General features: G+C 43.0%; 19 protein-coding genes. 6 read left to right on the forward strand and 13 right to left on the reverse strand.

Going from position 1 to position 19582, the window contains the following annotated elements; translation table 11 throughout:
• Position 1: 1 nt before the first annotated feature.
• Positions 2-598 carry a hypothetical protein gene (locus AC1DM9_RS24315; protein ID WP_477582648.1) on the reverse strand — a complete coding sequence of 199 codons (597 nt, stop codon included), beginning with the start codon at positions 596-598 and terminating at the stop codon, positions 2-4.
• Between the two features lie 179 nt (positions 599-777).
• On the opposite strand from AC1DM9_RS24315, the gene AC1DM9_RS24320 reads away from it, so the two are divergent.
• Positions 778-1167 (forward strand): SET domain-containing protein, encoded by a 390-nt coding sequence (locus tag AC1DM9_RS24320; protein WP_054026376.1) that lies wholly within the window; start codon positions 778-780, stop codon positions 1165-1167.
• 103 nt (positions 1168-1270) lie between these two features.
• On the opposite strand, the gene AC1DM9_RS24325 is transcribed toward AC1DM9_RS24320, so the two are convergent.
• From AC1DM9_RS24325 to AC1DM9_RS24345, 5 genes are all read right to left on the reverse strand, one after another.
• Positions 1271-2014, reverse strand: coding sequence for an SDR family oxidoreductase (locus tag AC1DM9_RS24325; protein WP_477582650.1), 744 nt, complete (start codon positions 2012-2014; stop codon positions 1271-1273).
• A gap of 159 nt (positions 2015-2173) precedes the next feature.
• A complete protein-coding gene (locus AC1DM9_RS24330; RefSeq protein WP_477582652.1) occupies positions 2174-2761 on the reverse strand; it encodes a TetR/AcrR family transcriptional regulator in 588 nt (195 codons plus the stop codon).
• Between the two features lie 328 nt (positions 2762-3089).
• Complete coding sequence (locus tag AC1DM9_RS24335; RefSeq protein WP_477549097.1) at positions 3090-3542, reverse strand: hypothetical protein; 453 nt, start codon at positions 3540-3542, stop codon at positions 3090-3092.
• 192 nt (positions 3543-3734) lie between these two features.
• Positions 3735-4178, reverse strand: coding sequence for an OsmC family protein (locus tag AC1DM9_RS24340; RefSeq protein WP_076268773.1), 444 nt, complete (start codon positions 4176-4178; stop codon positions 3735-3737).
• Between the two features lie 136 nt (positions 4179-4314).
• Positions 4315-5199 (reverse strand): helix-turn-helix transcriptional regulator, encoded by an 885-nt coding sequence (locus AC1DM9_RS24345; RefSeq protein ID WP_477549096.1) that lies wholly within the window; start codon positions 5197-5199, stop codon positions 4315-4317.
• A gap of 357 nt (positions 5200-5556) precedes the next feature.
• On the opposite strand from AC1DM9_RS24345, the gene AC1DM9_RS24350 reads away from it, so the two are divergent.
• The 4 genes from AC1DM9_RS24350 to AC1DM9_RS24365 all read left to right on the forward strand — a co-directional run bounded on the left by AC1DM9_RS24350 (position 5557) and on the right by AC1DM9_RS24365 (position 10347).
• Complete coding sequence (locus AC1DM9_RS24350) at positions 5557-6714, forward strand: GNAT family N-acetyltransferase (protein ID WP_477582654.1); 1158 nt, start codon at positions 5557-5559, stop codon at positions 6712-6714.
• Positions 6715-6787: 73 nt separating this feature from the next.
• A complete protein-coding gene (locus AC1DM9_RS24355; protein ID WP_339209498.1) occupies positions 6788-7012 on the forward strand; it encodes a hypothetical protein in 225 nt (74 codons plus the stop codon).
• Between the two features lie 591 nt (positions 7013-7603).
• Positions 7604-9253 (forward strand): AraC family transcriptional regulator, encoded by a 1650-nt coding sequence (locus AC1DM9_RS24360; RefSeq protein ID WP_477582656.1) that lies wholly within the window; start codon positions 7604-7606, stop codon positions 9251-9253.
• Between the two features lie 86 nt (positions 9254-9339).
• Positions 9340-10347 carry an ABC transporter substrate-binding protein gene (locus tag AC1DM9_RS24365; RefSeq protein ID WP_477510833.1) on the forward strand — a complete coding sequence of 336 codons (1008 nt, stop codon included), beginning with the start codon at positions 9340-9342 and terminating at the stop codon, positions 10345-10347.
• 90 nt (positions 10348-10437) lie between these two features.
• Here AC1DM9_RS24365 and AC1DM9_RS24370 read toward each other — a convergent pair whose 3' ends face one another.
• The 5 genes from AC1DM9_RS24370 to AC1DM9_RS24390 are packed head-to-tail and all read right to left on the reverse strand — an operon-like array spanning position 10438 to position 16145.
• Positions 10438-12294, reverse strand: a complete 1857-nt coding sequence (locus AC1DM9_RS24370; protein ID WP_477582775.1) for an oligopeptide ABC transporter substrate-binding protein — start codon at positions 12292-12294, stop codon at positions 10438-10440.
• 15 nt (positions 12295-12309) lie between these two features.
• Positions 12310-13215: an ABC transporter permease gene (locus AC1DM9_RS24375; RefSeq protein ID WP_076268768.1), complete on the reverse strand. Its 906-nt coding sequence runs from the start codon at positions 13213-13215 to the stop codon at positions 12310-12312.
• A 26-nt stretch (positions 13216-13241) separates the two neighbouring features.
• On the reverse strand, positions 13242-14204 hold the full coding sequence (gene opp4B / locus AC1DM9_RS24380) for an oligopeptide ABC transporter permease (RefSeq protein WP_441878673.1): 963 nt from the start codon (positions 14202-14204) through the stop codon (positions 13242-13244).
• Between the two features lie 5 nt (positions 14205-14209).
• On the reverse strand, positions 14210-15145 hold the full coding sequence (locus AC1DM9_RS24385; protein ID WP_339206714.1) for an ABC transporter ATP-binding protein: 936 nt from the start codon (positions 15143-15145) through the stop codon (positions 14210-14212).
• Positions 15132-16145 carry an ABC transporter ATP-binding protein gene (locus AC1DM9_RS24390; RefSeq protein ID WP_441878676.1) on the reverse strand — a complete coding sequence of 338 codons (1014 nt, stop codon included), beginning with the start codon at positions 16143-16145 and terminating at the stop codon, positions 15132-15134. The genes AC1DM9_RS24385 and AC1DM9_RS24390 overlap by 14 nt, the downstream gene beginning before the upstream one ends.
• 562 nt (positions 16146-16707) lie before the next feature.
• On the opposite strand from AC1DM9_RS24390, the gene AC1DM9_RS24395 reads away from it, so the two are divergent.
• A complete protein-coding gene (locus AC1DM9_RS24395; protein WP_477582777.1) occupies positions 16708-17787 on the forward strand; it encodes an AI-2E family transporter in 1080 nt (359 codons plus the stop codon).
• Positions 17788-17958: 171 nt separating this feature from the next.
• On the opposite strand, the gene AC1DM9_RS24400 is transcribed toward AC1DM9_RS24395, so the two are convergent.
• Together AC1DM9_RS24400 and AC1DM9_RS24405 are read right to left on the reverse strand one after the other, a co-directional pair.
• Complete coding sequence (locus AC1DM9_RS24400) at positions 17959-18651, reverse strand: ABC transporter permease (protein WP_441878678.1); 693 nt, start codon at positions 18649-18651, stop codon at positions 17959-17961.
• Positions 18648-19574 (reverse strand): ATP-binding cassette domain-containing protein, encoded by a 927-nt coding sequence (locus tag AC1DM9_RS24405; protein ID WP_441878680.1) that lies wholly within the window; start codon positions 19572-19574, stop codon positions 18648-18650. Before AC1DM9_RS24405 ends, AC1DM9_RS24400 begins: the two co-directional genes overlap by 4 nt.
• Positions 19575-19582 lie beyond the last annotated feature (8 nt).

Genomic DNA, 19582 nt, shown 5'->3' on the forward strand with positions numbered 1-19582 from the left:
TTTATTGACGACGTCGTGCCCGCACAACAACAATCCCAATGATCATAAAAAGGGCTAGCGCACCTATGATGATCTGCAGCTTTGTTGCTCCGCTTTCGTTAGCATGCAAAACCTCGCCAGCGCTTAAGGGCAGCGGATTATAACCATTGCCTAGTACCTTCAACTCTTCTCCTGCAGCAGAAACCAGCTTCGTTAAATCACATATCCCTGTTTCAAGCTTTCCTGATCTGTCATTAGCAGACACGATATAGGTATCACCTGCATTAAATTTTTCATATCCGCAGCTTGCAGAGCTCATCGCTGTATATACAGCTGTCTGCTGCTTGAGTTTTCCTTTCCATACCGTTGCTACTTCAAAGTCTACTTGAACGAGATCAGCAGATGACATCGTTTTTTTCTTAGGAGGCTGTGTTACCTTGATTACTTTTCCAGTGAAAATGGCAGTCTTGCGTCCAAGCTCATCTTTTACCTGCGTCTCTGCAGACGGCGACATTGCACACGAGCATGCGAAAGCTGCTTTAGGGTTAACAATAAGTGCTGTACTTAACAGAATGACTCCACATAAAAGGTATATCAGAATTTTTTGGTTCATCATCATCACCTCATAACCTAGACGGGCTGAAAATGATAAATGTTCCCACAATAATGGATCGTTATGAAATAACGTTTACCGAAGCCGCTGGCTATTTACTCATTAAATTGATATATTACCTAAGGTGAGCGAGCTTAATGCAATGGCAACGAGCTCCTTAGACTAAAGAACCGTAGGTGACTAACATGATTGAGGTAAAGACTTCTAAGCTTAGCGATGGAGAATTTAATAGAGGAGTATTTGCGAAGGTTGATATTGCAAAAGGCGTACTGTTTCATGAAGCCCCGGTCATTCCTTTCCCGAATGAGGAGCATGAGCACATAGAGAAAACGATGCTTGCTGATTATGTGTTTGAGTATGGCGCTAATCACACTGCGATCCTGCTTGGATACGGCATGTTGTTCAACCATTCCTATACCCCAAATGCTTATCACGATCTTGATTTTGACAATCATGTCGTTAACTTCTTTACTTACTCAGACGTAAAAGCTGGCGAAGAGCTTCTTATCAACTACAACGTGGATAACGATGATCCGATGTGGTTTGATGAGAAAGTGAATGAGGACGAAAAATAGCAAGTGAGCTTTCCGCCCTTATTCTAAGCTTCACGGCGTAAATAAAGACGAGCCCGTTCCGCAGAAACTGCGATCGGACTCGTCTTTTTTGTTCACAACAAAATTATACAAAACCGCCATTCACTCGAATCGTCTGACCTGTCATCCACTGTGACTCGTCACTGGACAAAAACAGCACCACACTCGAAATATCCTCAGGTTCACCCAATCTTCCGAATGCATTCATATTGGCAATACCCGTTATTTGCTCCTCTGATTTCCCTACCTTAAAGAGCTCCGTGTTAACAGGACCAGGTGCAATGGCATTAATAGTGATCCCCTTTGGACCAAGCTCCTTCGCCAGCTGGCGAGTGATCTGTTCAACTGCGCCTTTCGTGGCTGCATATACGCTATACGTTGGGAACATCGCGCCAACAACCGAAGTCGAGAAATTGATAATTCGTCCGTTAGCGTTCATATGCAATGCCGCTTGCTGGCAAGCAAAAAATGTGCCCTTCACATTAATAGCGAACTGCTTATCGAAGTCTTCCTCCGTCATATTAGCAATCGGCTTCGTAATCATAATACCCGCGTTATTCACAAGAATATCTATTTGTCCAAAAGCTTCTAACGTTTTGCTGAACATAGCCTCTACTTCCGCCACGATACTAATATCAGCTTGTATCGCTATAGCTTCACCACCTAAACGCTTAATGCCATTTACTACTTCTTCTGCTTTGCCTGGGCTACTCGTAAAGTTCACAACAACCTTTGCACCGTTACCCGCTAATTGCTCAGCAATCTCCCGACCTATTCCCCTTGACGCTCCCGTTACCATTGCTACTTTCCCAGCTAAACGCTTCTCCAAAACTATTCCCTCCCTGGCATTTACATCATTATGCTCTGATTATATTCTCGCCACAGACAAATATCAAGTGACATTTTTTATTATTTGTCATTTTGATTAAAGAAGATTTATCTATAAATAAAAAAGCCCCTCTGATTAAAATCATCATGGGGCTTCACATTATACGATTCCACTAAGCAGTAAATTCCATACGAATTTGAACTGTTCATCAATGTCTTCTGCCAACCATTCATTGGCATGTGCAGGATGATGAAATTTCGACGTTGCAAAAAACACGGCCTTCGCTAAGTTCTCGGCTTGTCCAGACTTGAATTCGTTTGAACGTATACCTTCATCTATAATTTGCGTGATCTGCCCTATCAAGCGGTTCACATGATCGGTGATCATTTCAACCGCATTTACAGTGACAACCGCGTACATAGCAAACATTTCTGAATCATTGGCTGCATAATTCCGTTTGCTGCGGATGAGCGTCTCCATCCATAAACGCAAGCGCTCTGAAGAGCTGCCGCCGGTTTGATTGGCTATCGCTTCTAAAGGCGATGCGATGCATCTCTCCAGCCAGCGCCCCGTTACCGCTTCTCGCAACGCAGCTTTACTTGCAAAGTGGCGATACAACGTACCATGGCTTACTTGCAGCACCTTAGCTACATCCACAACCGAGCTTTTATCGGGCCCATAACGTCTAAGCACCTGTTCAGCTGCATCTAAAATCGTTTCCTTATTCAACGGAAGATCATTTGTCATATTGGGCAGTGAGCGATTCATCCACTTCAGACAGCTGGATGATCCATTAGCTCAGCACCGTCCCCCCTCTCGGTGATTTTAGCCTACTATATCAAATCAAGAGTGTAATGACAATATCGTTATTTTGTTATTCGTTTTTATGCTGTTAAAATAAAAGCCAAATTAATTCGCAAGCAAACATGATATATAATATTTAAGATCTTAACGTATGCTTGCATCATAATGACTTTGTAATAATAAAGCCGAATGTCCTCCAGTAAGAGGCATTCGGCTTTATATGCGCTTATGACTTAAAGGTAAAGCCCGCCTTTTTATGAAAAAAAGAGAGCTATTGACCAATAAAGGTTGCAGAGCCGTTATCACCTGTAAAAGGAGGTGCGCCAGGCGTTGTTACATAACAAATAATCATTTTGTAGGACTTACCATTGGATATGTTCTGGTTAAAGGTAAGCACAAAGCTTTGGTTTTGACTGTCTGCCGCAGCTATCGATACTTTACTCGCTGTTAATGAATTGCTTGGATTCACTTGATCATTTTTGCCAAGGGTTGCGATGCCTGTTGGCGTAACATCCGTTGTACTCTGAATCCAATAATTTGTTGGCGTTATGCCTTTTGTTTTATCAACTGGCTGGTCGTAATTGATGAGCAGTTGATTAGGAGATGTTTGTTTCACCTCGCGCAGCATTGGTATGGTCTGCTCCCTAGCACTTGCTGCCTGAGGAGCAACAATCGTCAGAGCAAAAATACTGATCAACACGAGCCTTGTCATAAACTTACTCATTTTGTTCCTCCCTATTCAATAAGTGAAGTATTTGTTACCTTTAAGGATAATGCCCTTACGAGTTATCATTTATCCGTTAAATAGGAAATTAATGTATTTCCAAAAAAAAAGACCAGGTTCCCCTCATAAAGGGGAAACCTAGCCTGCTTTGTCTTTATGTATGAACATTTAATGATAGCGAACAGCTTAAAATTAATGATCAATAACGATGCTTTCTAGTTTCACGTTAACCGGATGTGCGATGGTGTCGCCAACTGGACATTTGCTCTCTAGAAACTTCACGAATTCCTCAACCTTTTCTTTTGGTGAATCGGTTTTGATATGGAAGGTATAGCGAATATCCGAGTAACCAGGACGCACATCCGATTTATTGAAAAATCCATCAAGATCGATGTCGCCTTCTACCTCTACTCTGAAGTCATCCAGTTTAACATCAAACTTTGGAGCGTAAACTCTAGCAACAATCGATTGGCAAGCTCCTAATGAAGCGAGCAGCGCTTCAACAGGATTCATCCCCGTATCTGTCCCGCCCAAGCTTTTGGGCTCATCGATCGTGAGCTCGAAATGTCTAGACTTCGTTAAAACCTTTACGCCCTCTTGTAATTGAGCAGTTGCTTTAAACGTTTGAACAGCCATTTTGTAGTCTCCTCTAGTTCATTGGTTTTTTGTAGATCATTTGCAAATAAACCAAGTTATTTACTAGGTATTATATGTTCATTCTAAATTTATGTCAATCCTTGGAATCGCAGCCATGAAGCTTATCTACTCTTTATTATTCCTCGAATGAAAGATTAGACGGCCCATCCAGCAGCTCGCTTTCCATCTCAAGATTAGTTGTTGGCACGCTGAGATCAACCTCTTCGAACTTGAAGCTATCCACCCATACATGCCCTTTGCCCATAAGCAGTACACCAATGGATATGGTCGCGCTGTTATCAGGAACATCCAATACGATAGCGTAATGATTCCAGCCCGTATCGCCAATAATTTTTCTATTATTCATATTATCAAACTGCAAAATATCCTGTGCGTTGTTGTCCACCCTCATCCACAAGCCGCAATATTCCTGTACCCCGCTTGTCCTTACAAAACCTGTGAATCTCATTCTGCGACCGACAAACTTCTCAGCTTTAAATTGCTGCATCATCGTCCCAAATTGACCCGGGTCCTCTGCAATAAGCGCCTTCAAATACCCCGATGCATTTCCTTGATGAACAATGCTGCGGTCAACCCCCATTTCATAGTTTTGAGGCTGGCTTCCCGTCAGGAACCAGTCTTTCACAGGTGAAGCATGATCCATATAATCTCCTCCTAAAGTAGAATACGTATGTGGTGCAAACATTTTACGGTAACGGCCCGGCGGCATGCTGTACATCTTCTTGAATGCTCTTGTAAATGCTTCCTGGCTTTCAAAATAGCAGTTCAACGAAATCGTAATGATCGTTTCATCCGTGTTTAGTAGCAGTCTAGATGCATAACAAAGTCGGCGGCTTCTCAAATAATCCGCTATGTTTATGCCTACTTCCTTTCGGAATAAACGGTGAAAATGGTATGGAGAAAAACCAGCGTGTGCAGCTATTTGTTCAAGTGTCAGTTCATCCTGAAGGTTATCCTCCATGTACTGGATACTTTTTTGAATGATGTTGTGAGTAATCAAAGGTGCGCCTCCTTTGACTCTAGAATAGCAGAAGGAAGAAGGCTGTTTTTGATATTTTTTGCTAAGTTGTCATTGCTGCAAGCTTAATCCTCTATTTTAGTAAAGATCACTTTTGGTTAAATTACACTTGTGTGAAATCAGTAAAGTTTAAGTATAAATAAACAGCACCTTGCCGTGCCTATTTCCACTAAGCATAATGAATTTAGACATGGTATCAACAGCACCTAGAGTATGACCTCTACTACGTTAAAAGGAGTGATGATGTTTGAATAAGAACAATCAAATCAAAAAGCATGTGAGAGGTTTACATTTATAATTAAATAAACCTCTCACATACTTCTGGGAGGAAATAAGTTTATGTATATTTCGAAAGCGATAGGAACGGAACTTGCCAGCGAAAACTTCTCTAAAGCAGCAGCACTTTTTGGAGCTTTGAAGCACCATTTATCGATTCAAGGTGTCATTGAAGGTGTTTTGCACGGCAGAGTTTTCTTGTCCATTGACAGCGCGACAGCTGTATTAACAAGCCCTCAAGGTATATTTTTAGGCGGCAGCCCTGAAAATCATTTATTTTTTGAAGAAGTAAACAAGCTGTTTAAAGAAGAACTTTTGCCGAAGCTTGCAGCCATCGGACGGCTTGATTATGTGCTCTTCTATCCCTCGGATGAGAAATGGGAAAACATGCTCAGTCTCGTGATGAAGGATCTGCTGCCTCTGCGAAGCGGCCGTATGACGTTTACTCACGATCTGGACGGAATAGAGACTAAGCTTGCTGATCATATTTTCCCGGTAGATAGCAGCTTTCTTAAAAGAGAAGATTTAATAGGGCTCGATGGCGTCATCAGTGAAATTCAAGGTGGCTGGGCCTCCATTGAAGCTTATGAGGATAGAGGTTTTGGATGCGCTGCAATTCAAGACACGGATGAAGGACCCGCCATCATCAGCTGGTGCCTGACCGATTGGGTAGTCGGGGATGAATGTGAGCTTGGCATTCAAACAGATGAACAATATCGAGGCAACGGATGGGCTCGAAAAACAGCGTTAGGTGCACTGTCACTTGCGAAGCAACGAGGCATGACAAGAGTAGGCTGGCAATGCTGGTCAAGCAATGTAGGCTCGCAAAAAACCGCTATAGCTGCTGGGTTTAAGCTGCTTATTGATTTCCCCGTTTTGTTCGGATGGAATCTGCCTTTAAACAATCTCCTCGTTAACGGGAACCACTATCTGCGCGGAGACACGAAATATGGCGTGGAACGAGACTATGCACGTGCAGCATGGAGCTACGCACAAGCGCTTGATCAAGGCTGGGATTGGAACGGAGATGCCGCGCTGTATTGGAATGCCGCTTGCTTGTTTTATTTGACCGGAGAGCAGGATCGTGCCATACATTATTACAAAAGCGCGGTGGAAAAGGGTTGGCAGGGCATTCATAAGCCCCATTATCATGATTATGTCTATAGAGAAGCAGACAGTGAGCAGATGGCTCGTATTTTCGCTGAAGCATGTAAGGAATAGAGGTTGACCTCTGTTACCCTCCGCCAATGTCTAACATACAATGTTTGGTGGAGGTGATTCTTTTATGCTTCAAATGTCATGGTATTCGAAGGCTTTAGGATTAGTCGGCCAGCCAGTCGGCGTCTCTTTAATGAACGGACAAGGTGTAACAGGCGTTTTATGCAGCATTACCGGCGGTAATTTAGTGCTGCAGGAATACTTGTATCAGAGTCAATTTGCGACGAAGCAATATCCCCTTAATACGATTCAAGATGTTAATTCTTTTCCAGGCTGCAGCACGCCCGGTCCTTTATTCTAATACCAATTCACAGATCACCAAGAGCACGGGGCGTTTTAAAAGTCATATTGCGATTTTTTGAGCACTACTTATAACTTATTTTCTTCGAGAAAAAGGACCTCAAGCTCCACTATACAGTGGAATTAGGGGTCCTTTCATTTGAAAACGAGGATGTTCCCCTGTCATGCGAAGACTTTTGCGGCAGCGCCTGCAGCAGCTTCATCTAAGCACAGAAATGCACTTATTTATCCAAATCTTTTTCAATTCTGCTCAATTAGAGGTATTTGTACACCTATTTGTATCATTTCAATCTTGTTTATTAAAAACAGGTGCACTTTTGCACTTGTTTACTCTCCACTATCGGTTCACGCACATTACAATCATACAACATGCATCGCAGATGCTGGATATGGTGGAAAAGAGAATTACGCTAAAAATAGCAGTACAGGAATAGCTCTCCTGTACTGCTATTTTTCATATATTTACCAATACTTCCGTTCAACGCGAGCTATTCCTCCGCGAACTTGATCCTTATGGGACAGCCCCTTTTCTGTATGATGAGCGCTATCCATTGTAATTGAGAACAATTATCATTTATAATGATAGAAGTCGATGGATTTATCATCATCCAGAAAGAGTGAACTGCCTATGTCCCCTGCTTGTGAAGAAATGTCCCTTTCCTCCCATTTATTTTATATGCCTGTCCAAGTAACTAGAATAGATAATGAAACGGTGGCAGACCGCTTCTTTGAAGAAGCGACACCATTTTCCCGTATTCTCATCGTATCGAGCGGTACAGCTGAGCTTTCTATTAACGATCAGCTGTATGAGATAGCGCGTGGAAGCGTCGTGTTATGTGATGCCTATCAGCGATTAAAATGGAAGGCATCTCCCTCGCTGCGCGGTATCCAGGTTGCTTACCGCTGCTTGACTGCAGAGGGCTCCGAGCATCGCGGGCTCAATCACGCTGAACCGCTGCATCGCTGTCCTGTCGGAATCCTTAGACTAGCCGGCGAGCTGGAAACGGTGTGGAGAGAGCCCCAATTAAGTGAACCGCTTCAATCTCAACAGTTGTTTATTGAGCTGCTTGTAGAGTTGTTCAAAGAACGTAATGCTTTGCAGCAGCCATCCAACTACTGGCTGGAACATGCCATTCAATATATGGAGACGCATTATAATAAGGATCTGACGCGGGAGCAAATGGCTGAACAAGCTCATGTAAGCCAAGAGCATTTCTCACGTACATTCCGCAAAAATACGGGACGCACCTTCAATGCCTATCTGACCTTGCTGAGAATTCGCAGCGCGCAGCGGCGTATCCTTGTCGGAGCTCCTGATCTGAATACTCTCGCACTAGAAGTCGGCTATAAGGAAGGCTTTTATTTAAGCCGTAAATTCAAAGAAGCTGTCGGGCTTTCCCCCACCGCTTATCAACGCAAGCACAAACGGATTGCCGCATTGAATCTAAATCATACTGCTAGCCTAATGGCGCTCGGCGTTATCCCAGAGCTTGGCGTCTATACAACCTGGTTGGAGCATTCCAATAACAAGTTGATTGTAAACACCAGTCAGAAGTTAAATACATACGGCCAAACTCCCTCCACCTATTATGAAGCGATCGCTGCTGCAAGGCCTGATGTCATTATTAGCTACAATACGGCGGAAGAGAATAAGGACCTGCTTCCGCTCGCGCCAGTGGTGGAACTCCCTTTTATGACGATGAACTGGCGCGAACAGTTCCTTATGATTGCTGACATTGTAGATAAACGTCAGACAGCTGAAGCGTGGCTCGCCTATTATGATCAGTTGATCATTAGAAGCAATCATAGGCTGGATCGCCAGCTTGGCTATCGCGGTACCGCCGTTGTATGGGAGATTGATTCGAACAAAGCTTATTGCTGCAGCAGCAGCCATGGCAGAGGCAGTCAAATTCTTTATGATGATCTCGGATTTCAGCCTCCCTCCGAATTGCTGGAACAAGGCTTTTTCGCTCGTGGATATGTGGAAGCAGATATCGAAACCATTGCATCTTATCCGGCCGACCATATTTTCATTACTTCATTGCCTTCTTGCCAGCGTGATCTGATTCAAATGGATCGTTTATTTCACTCCCCTCGCTGGCTTGCGCTGAAAGCTGTCCAGAATAAGCAGGTATACCTGCTTAATGAGCCAGATATGTTTTGCGGATACGACCCGATCTCTACGCAAGCGCAGCTTCGAGAGCTGCTTCGTGCGATGACCTCACGTCACAAATCTGCATGACTACACATCATTTTAGTCCATAGTCATTTTCAAGATTACACGGTAAAGTGTTACTGAGAATGATTATCGTTTTAAATAAGGGGGATATGACATTGTTTTCTTTTCAACAGAAGTTTTACAGCAGCCGTCGTTTCATTTTTGCCGTTTCATTACTATTGTTAGCGGTTCTCGTTTCCGCTTGTGGAACAGAAAAAGCTCCAACCAACACTGGAGCACCATCAAGCGGCACCGAAGAGACCACACCCGAAACGGCCGTGCCGGAAGCTGCGAAATTCAAGACGGTCTCCACGGTTAAAGGCGACATCGAAATTCCGGTTCATCCGAAGCGGATTGTAGCCGAAGAATACTTGGGCAGCCTGATTGCTCTTGATGTTATTCCGGCAGGATCTCCGGGTGTTACGATAGAAAACTACTATTTCAAAGAAGCGCTGGCAGGCGTTGCAGATACAGGAATTTATGGAGAGCCATCCGCTGAAAACATAATCAGCCTCTCCCCCGATCTCATCATTACAGCCAACGGAGACAGCTACGAGCAGCTCCGTAAAATTGCACCAACGATTGTTATCCCATACGGAGAATTAAAAAATGTTCACGCTGAGTTGACCTATTTCGGAGATTTATTCGGAAAAGAAGATGTAGCTAAGTCATGGCTGGCCGAATATGACCGACGCATTGCAGAAGCCAAAGCTAAGGTAGATAAAGCTATTCCTGAGGGTGCAACCTTCTCCATCATGGAGTACAGCGATAAAACGACTTGGGTTTATGGAGACAACTTCGGTCGCGGCGGCCAACCCATCTATCAATCATTAGGCCGTAAACCTCCTGTCGATGTTGCCGATGAAATCATGAAGAAGCAGTGGGCTGAAATTTCATCGGAAATGCTGTCCAAGTATGCAGGCGATTATATTATTTTGACATCCAATGACCGTACAATAGAATATTTTCAAAACGACCCGATCTGGGGCAATCTTCCGGCTGTAAAAAATGGCCACATCTACATATGGCCTGAAGAGAGATCATGGTATTATGACCCCATCGCTGTTCTAGCTCAATCTGAAGAGCTGACAGAGTGGCTCGTTAATCAAGGGAAATAATAAAAAGCCTTCAAAACCACTAGCAGCGTGGCTTTGAAGGCTCTTTTAACTATAATAAGTTCTACTTATTCTAAAATAATAACCACCGCTTTACTTCGCTACAACCGGTTTATCTTGAGATACTGCAAGCTGATGCAAATAAATGCCCGTTCCATCTCCAATGGCGTAATTGAGTACCCGTTTATTAACTGGAACGATAACGGCGCGATACAGCGTCGGGAATACAGGAATGTCTTTCACCATCAGCTCCTGCCATTCCTTGTAGATGCCTTGACGTACCTTCACATCAAAGGCCGCTTCTGAAATCCCTTCTTTAAGCAATCGATCCTGTTCGTCACTAGCATAACGCGGGAAGTTATAGATCGCATCGCGCCCGTATAGGCCAGCTGGATCGACGTCAATGCCTACGCCCCAAGCCCCTTGATACACATCTACTGTTGGATCGTCTTTTCCTGTGCTTCCTACACGATCATAGAAAGTGTTAAACTCCACCATTTCCAGCTTTACGTTCAAGCCAATCGCTTGCCATGACTGTACATAATATTGAGCAAGCGGCTGTGCAATATCTCCGCCTGTCATGGAAATAAAGTTAATAGCTAATTCGCTGCCATCTGGATTTGTACGGAATTTGCCATTCATTTTGTAGCCGGCATCATCCAAAATCTTGTTAGCCAAATCTTTATCAAAGGCAAGGCCTTTATTAGTAGCATCATGGTACTCTGGGTGAGAAGGCGGAATAAGTGTCGTCGCATTCCAGCGCAGGCCGTGATAGAATTGCTTGCCGACCTGATCGTTATCGACCGCATGCCACATCGCTTTCCGCAGGTTTACATCGCCCATTTTCGATTTTGGATCAGGAACGACTTTGCCAGCCTCAGCATCCCACTTGCCTAGTTTAAAGCCAATATACGTATATGCACGGTCAATTGCACCTAAGTATTCAAGATTTGATAGACTCGCATTATCTGGATATTGATCCGCCGGGAAGGAATCAACGAGATCGACGCCGCCAGTTTTCAATTGTTGTACGACGGTTGTTTGATTAATTACTTTCAATACAACCTCATCTAGTGCAGGCTCACCGCGCCAGTAATCTGTATTTTTCTCAAAAACAACAGATTCCCCAGGAACGATGCTTTTTACTTTAAATGGCCCGAAGCCGATTGGTTTCTCACGAACCTCTGGAGAAGCCGAAATTCTAGCCACATCCATATTGCCGAATATGTGCTTCGCTAATGGATAATTCCATACACCACCGGTCAAAAGGGAAGGAGATGATTGAATATACGTAATTTTAAGCTTTTTCTCGCCTAAAACTTCAATTCCTGAGATCGTTTTTGCTTTTCCTTCATGGAATTCCGTCATCCCTACGATATTAGTGAAATTCGAATCATACCGTGGACCGTCATATTTGGGGTTGCCGATGACTTCATGAGCGAATAACCAATCCTCTGCAGTTACTGGCTTGCCGTCATGCCAGTTTACATTATCGCGAATCGTAAGCGTAAATGTTTTGCCATCCTCAGACACTTCATACGTTGCTGCCCCATCATTCGTATATACATAGCTTTTATCCCAAGTAAGCAGCCCTTCATCAAACCAGTTTAGTACTTGTGAATCCGGATCACCGGAATAAAAGTTCCAGTTCAGCGTCCCTTCAAATGGTGTATCTGATACAAGGCCAAATGTAATGGAACCACCCTTTATGGCTTCGCCCTCATTTTTCTTCACATTGCTGAAATCCTCAATGGAATAAAGACCATCGTCTGGAGCAGGCTTCTCGGTTTCCGCAGGAGCGGCACTCTCCGTGGGCTTCGCCGCACCATCAGTCGGGCTCGGCGTGTCTACACTCCCGTTATTAGATGAACAAGCTGCAAGAAAGACTAGCAATGCCACCATAAGCGGTAAAAATAAAGACCTTGAAAACATCGTGTTCTTCTTCACCATCATTCTCCTCCTTTATTATCCTTTTCTTTGTCTTGCATCTGTCGCACGCTTTAGCGCTTGACCGACATTGTTTATACTCAACATCAGTACCAAAATCAGTATCGATGCAGGTAACCATATCCACCATCTAAGCTCGAGCGTTTGCGGGTCTCTAGCATAGCTGACCAACGTGCCTAAGCTGGGCATGCTCTCTGGAAACCCGAAGCCAAGAAACGATAGTCCAGACTCCAAACCGATATTTGCCGCCAAGTTCAAAGTCATCGTTACAATTATGATGGAGCTTAAATTCGGCAATACCTGGACCATCATGATTTTAAAATTGGAGGAGCCTAATGTTTTGGATGCCTGAACATAATCAAGCTCCTTCTCCTGCAGCGCTTTTGAACGAATTAATCTTGCAATCCCCATCCACAAAAAAGCGGTCATAATAAGCGAGAAAGACCAAATATTATATTTGGGTACGGCTGTAACAAACGCAATCACGATCATCAAGGTCGGCAGGATCATAAAAAAGTCAACAAATCTCATAAAGATGTTATCAACCGTACCGCCGAAATAACCAGAAATGAGTCCAACACATACGCCAATTACTCCTGTAAATGCAGTAACAATAATAGCAATCGTTAATGAATTTCGAGTCCCAATAATTAATTGCCCAAAAACATCGCGGCCTCCATAATCCGTACCTAACAAATGCTCGGATGACGGCGGCTTTTTCAGTGCGAATAAATCAACCGATACAATTTGCTCCTGATTCAGAACAAGAGAGATCCCATACACAGAAAGAATAACTACGCTCAAAAAAATTAATGATACGAATGCGACTTTGTCTCGTACGATTTCCCGCCAAATAATATTCAAGCTTGACGGGCTTTTATCCGGCACCTGGAGCGCGGTTATGGGAATGTTCGTCTTTCTCATTTCTTTCACCTCAACATCTCGAGTTCTTATTTAATTCGAATACGAGGATCAACGATACTCAAAACAATGTCAGAGATTAATGCCCCGACAATAGAGGCCACTCCATACAATAAAACAAGCGCAGTAACGACGCTGAAATCCCGCAGAGCGATTGAGCTTAAGAATAGTTGACCCATTCCTGGATAACTGAAGATACCCTCTATGAACACCGTGCCTCCGATGAGTCCAGTAATCTCATAACCAAAAAAAGCTGCGATCGGCAATAACGAATTTCTTAAAATATGGCGATTATAAACGCGGGATTCTGAGGCGCCTTTTGCTCTTGCTGTGATAATGAAATCCTTTTGCTTCGTATCAATGATTTCGCTTCGAAGATATTGAACCGTCGACACGGTTGCGATAAGAGCCATCGAGATGGCTGGGAGCAGCAAATGATAAAATTTGCTCATAGCATATTGAAGAGTACTTGGTTCCAGTCCTGGAGCGACGCTTCCCCCTGTTGGAAACCAACCAAAATGAAAGCCGAACACCCATAACATCAATAAAGCGAAAATAAATAGCGGGGCTGCAAATCCAATATAGGTATAGCTTGTAATCAATCGATCTCCCCATGTGTCGTTATAGCGTCCGCTTGTAATCCCAAGCGGTATTGCAATCAAGTAAGTAAGGATTAGAGTGACGATGGATAACCAAACGGTATTCATCATGCGCTGGCCAATCAGATCAGACACTGGCATTTTGAAACGAAACGACTGTCCGAAGTCACCTTGCACAGCTTTCGTAATCCAGTCCCAATACTGCACATACCACGGATTGTTGAGGCCTAGCCTCTCACGCTGTGCATCCATTGCAGCTGGATCAATACTCGGATCGATCATTCCAGTCAATGCATCCCCCGGCATGGCCTTGGCTATTAGAAAGACGAGGATGCTTAACAATATAATTTGAGGGATCATTATGACTATTCTTCGTAAAACTGTGCGCCACATCGTCCTCACCCTCTCCCAGGCAAAGCCACGAAATGTGTTTCTGAAACGGGTTTTAACGGATAAGCCAAACCATCCTCGTCAAAATAATTCTCATAGGCTTGTTCATATTCCGCCTTTACCGCTTTGCGAAACGAGTGTTTTTCCTCTCGTTTCGTTGGATCAATGTCAGGAATAGCCGAGATAAGACGCTTCGTATAAATATGCTGAGGTTGATTGAAAATATCAGCTGTCGTTCCTCGTTCAACGTAACGGCCTTTGTACATAATGCCAATATGATCGCACATATGCCTTATAATGCCGAGATCATGACTAATGAGCAGATAAGTAAGGTTTAGCTCCTTCTGAATATCCTGCATGAAGTTTAGTACCTGCGCTTGAACAGATACGTCCAGCGCTGACACAGGTTCATCGGCTATAATCAGCTTTGGTTTTAAAGCGATGGCTCTCGCAATCCCGATTCGCTGCCGCTGGCCTCCTGAAAATTCATGAGGATATTTATAAATCGATTCTGGGCTCAAGCCCACTTGCTCTAGTAATTGTTGTACACTACGCTTCTCTTCGCCAGCAGACTGCTTCTCAAAATTTCGCAGCGGCTCAGCGATAATATCAAGCACGCGTTTCTTAGGATTCAAGGAGGAATAGGGATCTTGGAAGATCATTTGAATATCTCTGCGGAAGCCTGCATGGCTTCGAAGTCCGCCTGCAGCAAGCTGCTGGCCTTGGAAGAGAACACTTCCTGATGTAATTGCATTTAAGCCTATGATGGCTCTGCCTGTCGTGGTCTTGCCAGAGCCAGACTCACCTACTAGTCCATAGGTCTGTCCCTGCTCCAAGGAGAATTGTATACCGTCTACCGCTTTGATCGGTGGACCCTTTTTACTGAAAAGACTCCCGCGATTCGGAAAATGTACCTTTAGATCGCTGATCTCAAGAAATGACATGTTGATGATCCTCCTTCTCGTCAGGGAAGTGAAAATGCTTGTAGCAGCTGCATCTGACGAAATGGCCCGGAGAAATCTCATGCATTTCCGGGTTCGCTTCATGTGCAGCCTCAGCAATCCAAGGCGTCCTCGATCGAAAACGGCAGCCCTGCCTCGGGAGGTTCTGAAGAGATGGCACAATTCCCTGAATAACATGGAGCTTAGACTTTGCTTCATTCACAGTTGGTATCGATTGCAATAATGATCTGGTATAGGGATGCTGTGCTTTAGCAATGATTGTGTAGATATCGGCAATTTCAACAATTTGTCCGGCATACATAACAGCGACTCGGTCAGCCATCTCGGCCACAACGCCCAAGTCATGCGTGATTAATACAATGCCAGCCTTGCTTTCATCCTTCAATCGCCGCAGCAATTCAAGAATTTGCAATTGTATCGTTACATCCAGTGCTGTAGTCGGTTCATCTGCAATTAATAGCTTAGGATCATTGGCAATCGCGATGGCAATAATGACACGCTGCCTCATCCCGCCGGACAATTCATGGGGGTAACGCCCGTATGTATGCTCTGGGCGAGGAATACCCACTTTAGTTAAAAGCTCGATCGCCCTGTCCGCTCTTTCCTTACTAGAGAGTTTGGGCTGGTGCAGGAGAATAACTTCTTCAATCTGAGTACCGATAATCATAAGGGGATTTAATGCGGATAATGGGTCTTGGAAGATCATGCCTATTTCTTTCCCTCTCAGCTTATTTAGCGTGGAGGGTGACATCTGGACAATGTCCTGTCCTTGGTAATAAATATTTCCTTCTATCTTTGCTCTCGTATGGAGGCCCATGATGGAATAGGCCAGCGCACTCTTGCCGGAGCCCGATTCCCCCACTATGGCAAGAACTTCATTTTCTTTTACCGTTAGCGTCACATCATCCACTGCTGCGTAATAACGATCCGCAATTCGAAAAGAAGTCGTCAAATTCTCAATTTTCAGCAGCTCTTTTTTCAATAGAATCCTCCTAACGTAGTGATTCTAAACTTGCAATATTCATAATTTTCCGAATTTTCAAACCATAGATTTATCATATCTAATATAAGCATAAAACAATTTAACTGCAACTATAATTTATAGCATATTCAATATATATATTCTTGTTTTTGGATTTCATTACTCTAATGGATCATATACTAATGTTTATAGTAAACGCTGTCAAGCTTTAATGTGATGTATTACATTTCGGTGATAGTTATTTGTTAGGTTTATACTGTTATATAATTACATTTAATAAAATATGTATTTTCTTTTTGTAAATATAATCTCCGTTTTACTCATTACTACAATCATTACTTTAAAAATATTTATGAAATTTTCAGCAAACGAAACTCTGATAAACTATTTTTCAATATTAGTTTACGAGTTAGATTCCTCACTGTTTTTATGCAATAATATGTACATAATCTTTTAAAATGAAACAGAAACAGAAAAGATTTCCCTTAGTCTAAACGAATTTATTAATGGCGATAATAATATTCGATACTAAAAACAATTCATAGCTGATGGAGTGAGCGCCCTGATTTCTTTAAACCGATTTATTAAAATTTGTTTCGCTGTAATTTTAGTTCTTGCCATTATTTATTTAGCATCACTTGTCGATTTTATTTTCAAGCCCTTCGTTTCTTTGTTCAGTATTGTTATGATTCCGTTGATGCTCGCCTCTTTTTTCTATTATCTACTACGCCCGCTTGTAAACTGGATGGAGCGACCTAAATTAAAGAGACCTTGGGTCATTCTCATTATTTATTTAGCAGCTGCTGTGCTGTTTAGTTTATTTATCGTTGGCGTATTTCCTTCGCTTCGCACTCAGTTTTTCAATTTAGTAAATAATGCGCCTAATCTTTTCAATACGTTAGGCAAGCAGCTGCAAGATCTGGAACAGAACGGGTTTTTAGCAGACATTTTACCTGAAGATGTAAGTCCTTTTTCAAAAATAACCGAATACCTGAATAAAGGATTTTCATTGTTGACTAACTATTTAACGGGGATGTTTTCTTTTATCTCTAATTTCGCACTCATTTTGTTCACCTTCCCTATTCTTCTTTTTTACATGTTGAAGGAAGGGGATAAATTCGGCCAGAAAATCGTCAGCTTCATGCCTAAGAGGTACCATGCTGAAGGTAAAAAAACGATGCAGGAGATTGATACGGCTCTAAGCGGATTCATTGTGGGGAGAGTTGTTGTAAATCTGGCGCTCGGTGTTCTGATGTATATCGGCTTCCTTATCATCGGTTTGCCCTATGCTCTTTTACTGACTGTCGTTGCTGTTATTATGAATTTTATTCCTTTTATAGGTGCCATACTGTCTGCTGTACCGATCGTCATTATTGGTTTAATTGAATCGCCAACTGTTGCGATTTGGTCATTAGTGGTCATTCTACTCTCACAACAAATACAGGATAATATTATTTCACCTTATATTTTCGGAAAACAGCTCGATATTCACCCTATTACAACTATTCTATTGGTGCTGGTGGGCAGTGACGCTTTTGGAATCATAGGCGTAATCATTATTATACCGGTATATATGATGCTGAAAATCGTTGTTACCAAGGTATATCAGCTGTTCTTCAAACAGAAATGGGAAGACGCATAAGTATTAAGCTTTACAAGCAAAAGGGGATCACATCGATGTGGTCCCCTTTTGCTTACCCGTAGCCATTGTTGATTTCTACTTTGCCAAAATCGTATTGCCGTCATCCACCACCAATCTCGATTCTAGTTTATTCACCCTCAAATATTCTATGATAATTAATAGATTTTGGTGTTACAAAACATCCCTATTCTCGATATGCCGAACCGTTGACCAGGCGATCGCTACGCCAAATACTGCTAAAGCAAGCGGAATGTAAATGATGGTTGCCAGTGAGAAGACAGGATTGCTCGAACTCGTCAGCATGACGATTAGGAGTGAAGAGAGAATAGTTGCAGGCACCGAATGCTTGCGCATGCCGAAATAAAGCGGCACTAAACTTGCTCCTGCTGCTGCAAAAGCAAAACTTACGATGCTTGCTAGCTGCGCAGCATAATCCATCGGTACAGGCGCTTCCTCTATAATATGAAAAAAATGATTTATGCCAATAAGCATGGACAATGTGAAAATATGCGAGATGACGATTGCAACAAAAGTAAGGATAGCTACAATCGCCAGCTTGGAAGCAAACAGCTTTTTGCGACTAACCGGGTACATAAACATAACTAGAATTGTTTTTTTCTTATACTCATCAATGATTAACTTGCTAATTAGAACGGCAGCCATGACGATAAACGTCGATCTAACCATAGCGCCAGCTATAATATACAGCTCTCCAATATTTGCGATCTCATTTTTTACTTCTACACCCTCAAAGTAACCGATCATGAACATTAGCGTAACAATCAAGACATTCGCTATGATCGCTGCCTTCACATACCAGCCTAATCCCATTTTCGCTATTTCCAGCTTCATAAGTTTAATCACGAATGCTTCACCTCGTCCCCTTGAATCAAATCGAGGAAATACTGCTCCAAAGAAGTGTACTTCTTGTTCAGCGACTCGATATTCACATCATTTAGTGCAAGCGACTTTGAAATCGTCGTCTGCATCGCTCCCGATTCAAAGATACGAATCATATTGTCATTTATAATTTTAAAATTAGTGAGCTGGAGCTCGTTGGCTAGCACAGCGCATGCCTTTGTCCGATCCGGCGTTATGAGCTCGATATATTCCGAGTTCTGGCCCCTAACATCTGCCATCGACACCTGTTTAATGAGCCTGCCGCCACTGATCACGCCAATCGTATTGGCCATTTGCTCTATTTCACTGAGCAAATGGCTCGATATGAGAATAGTAACTCCATAATCTGTACTTAGCATTTGAAGCAGGTTACGAATTTCTTTAATGCCGGCAGGATCAAGCCCATTAATCGGCTCATCCAATATGAGCAATTCAGGTCTGTTCATAATCGCTCTAGCGATCGCCAGTCTTTGCTTCATCCCGAGCGAGAAGTTTTTGACCGCTTTATCATCCACGTTACGCAGGGCAACCATGCCGAGCACCTCTCCGATAACCTTGTCATCATGGCAGCCCATGTACTCGTTATGCAGCTGCAGGTTTTGTTTGGCAGTCAGCTTGTCATAAAAAACCGGCATTTCAATGATGCTTCCCATTCTTTTAAATACATCATACGTGTTAGGCCTAAGCGGCTCATTAAACAATTCGATTTGCCCCGCAGTCGGCTTAATCAAATTCGTGAGCATTTTCATAACGGTCGTTTTCCCTGCGCCATTTGGGCCAAGGAAGCCGTATATTTCGCCCTTCCGCACGCTCATGCTTACATTGCTTACGACTTCTTTGCCCTCAAATGCTTTCGTCAGGCCGCTCGTTCTCAAAATATAATCCACTCGTTCTC

The organism is Paenibacillus sp. 01T431 (genome assembly GCF_056398625.1).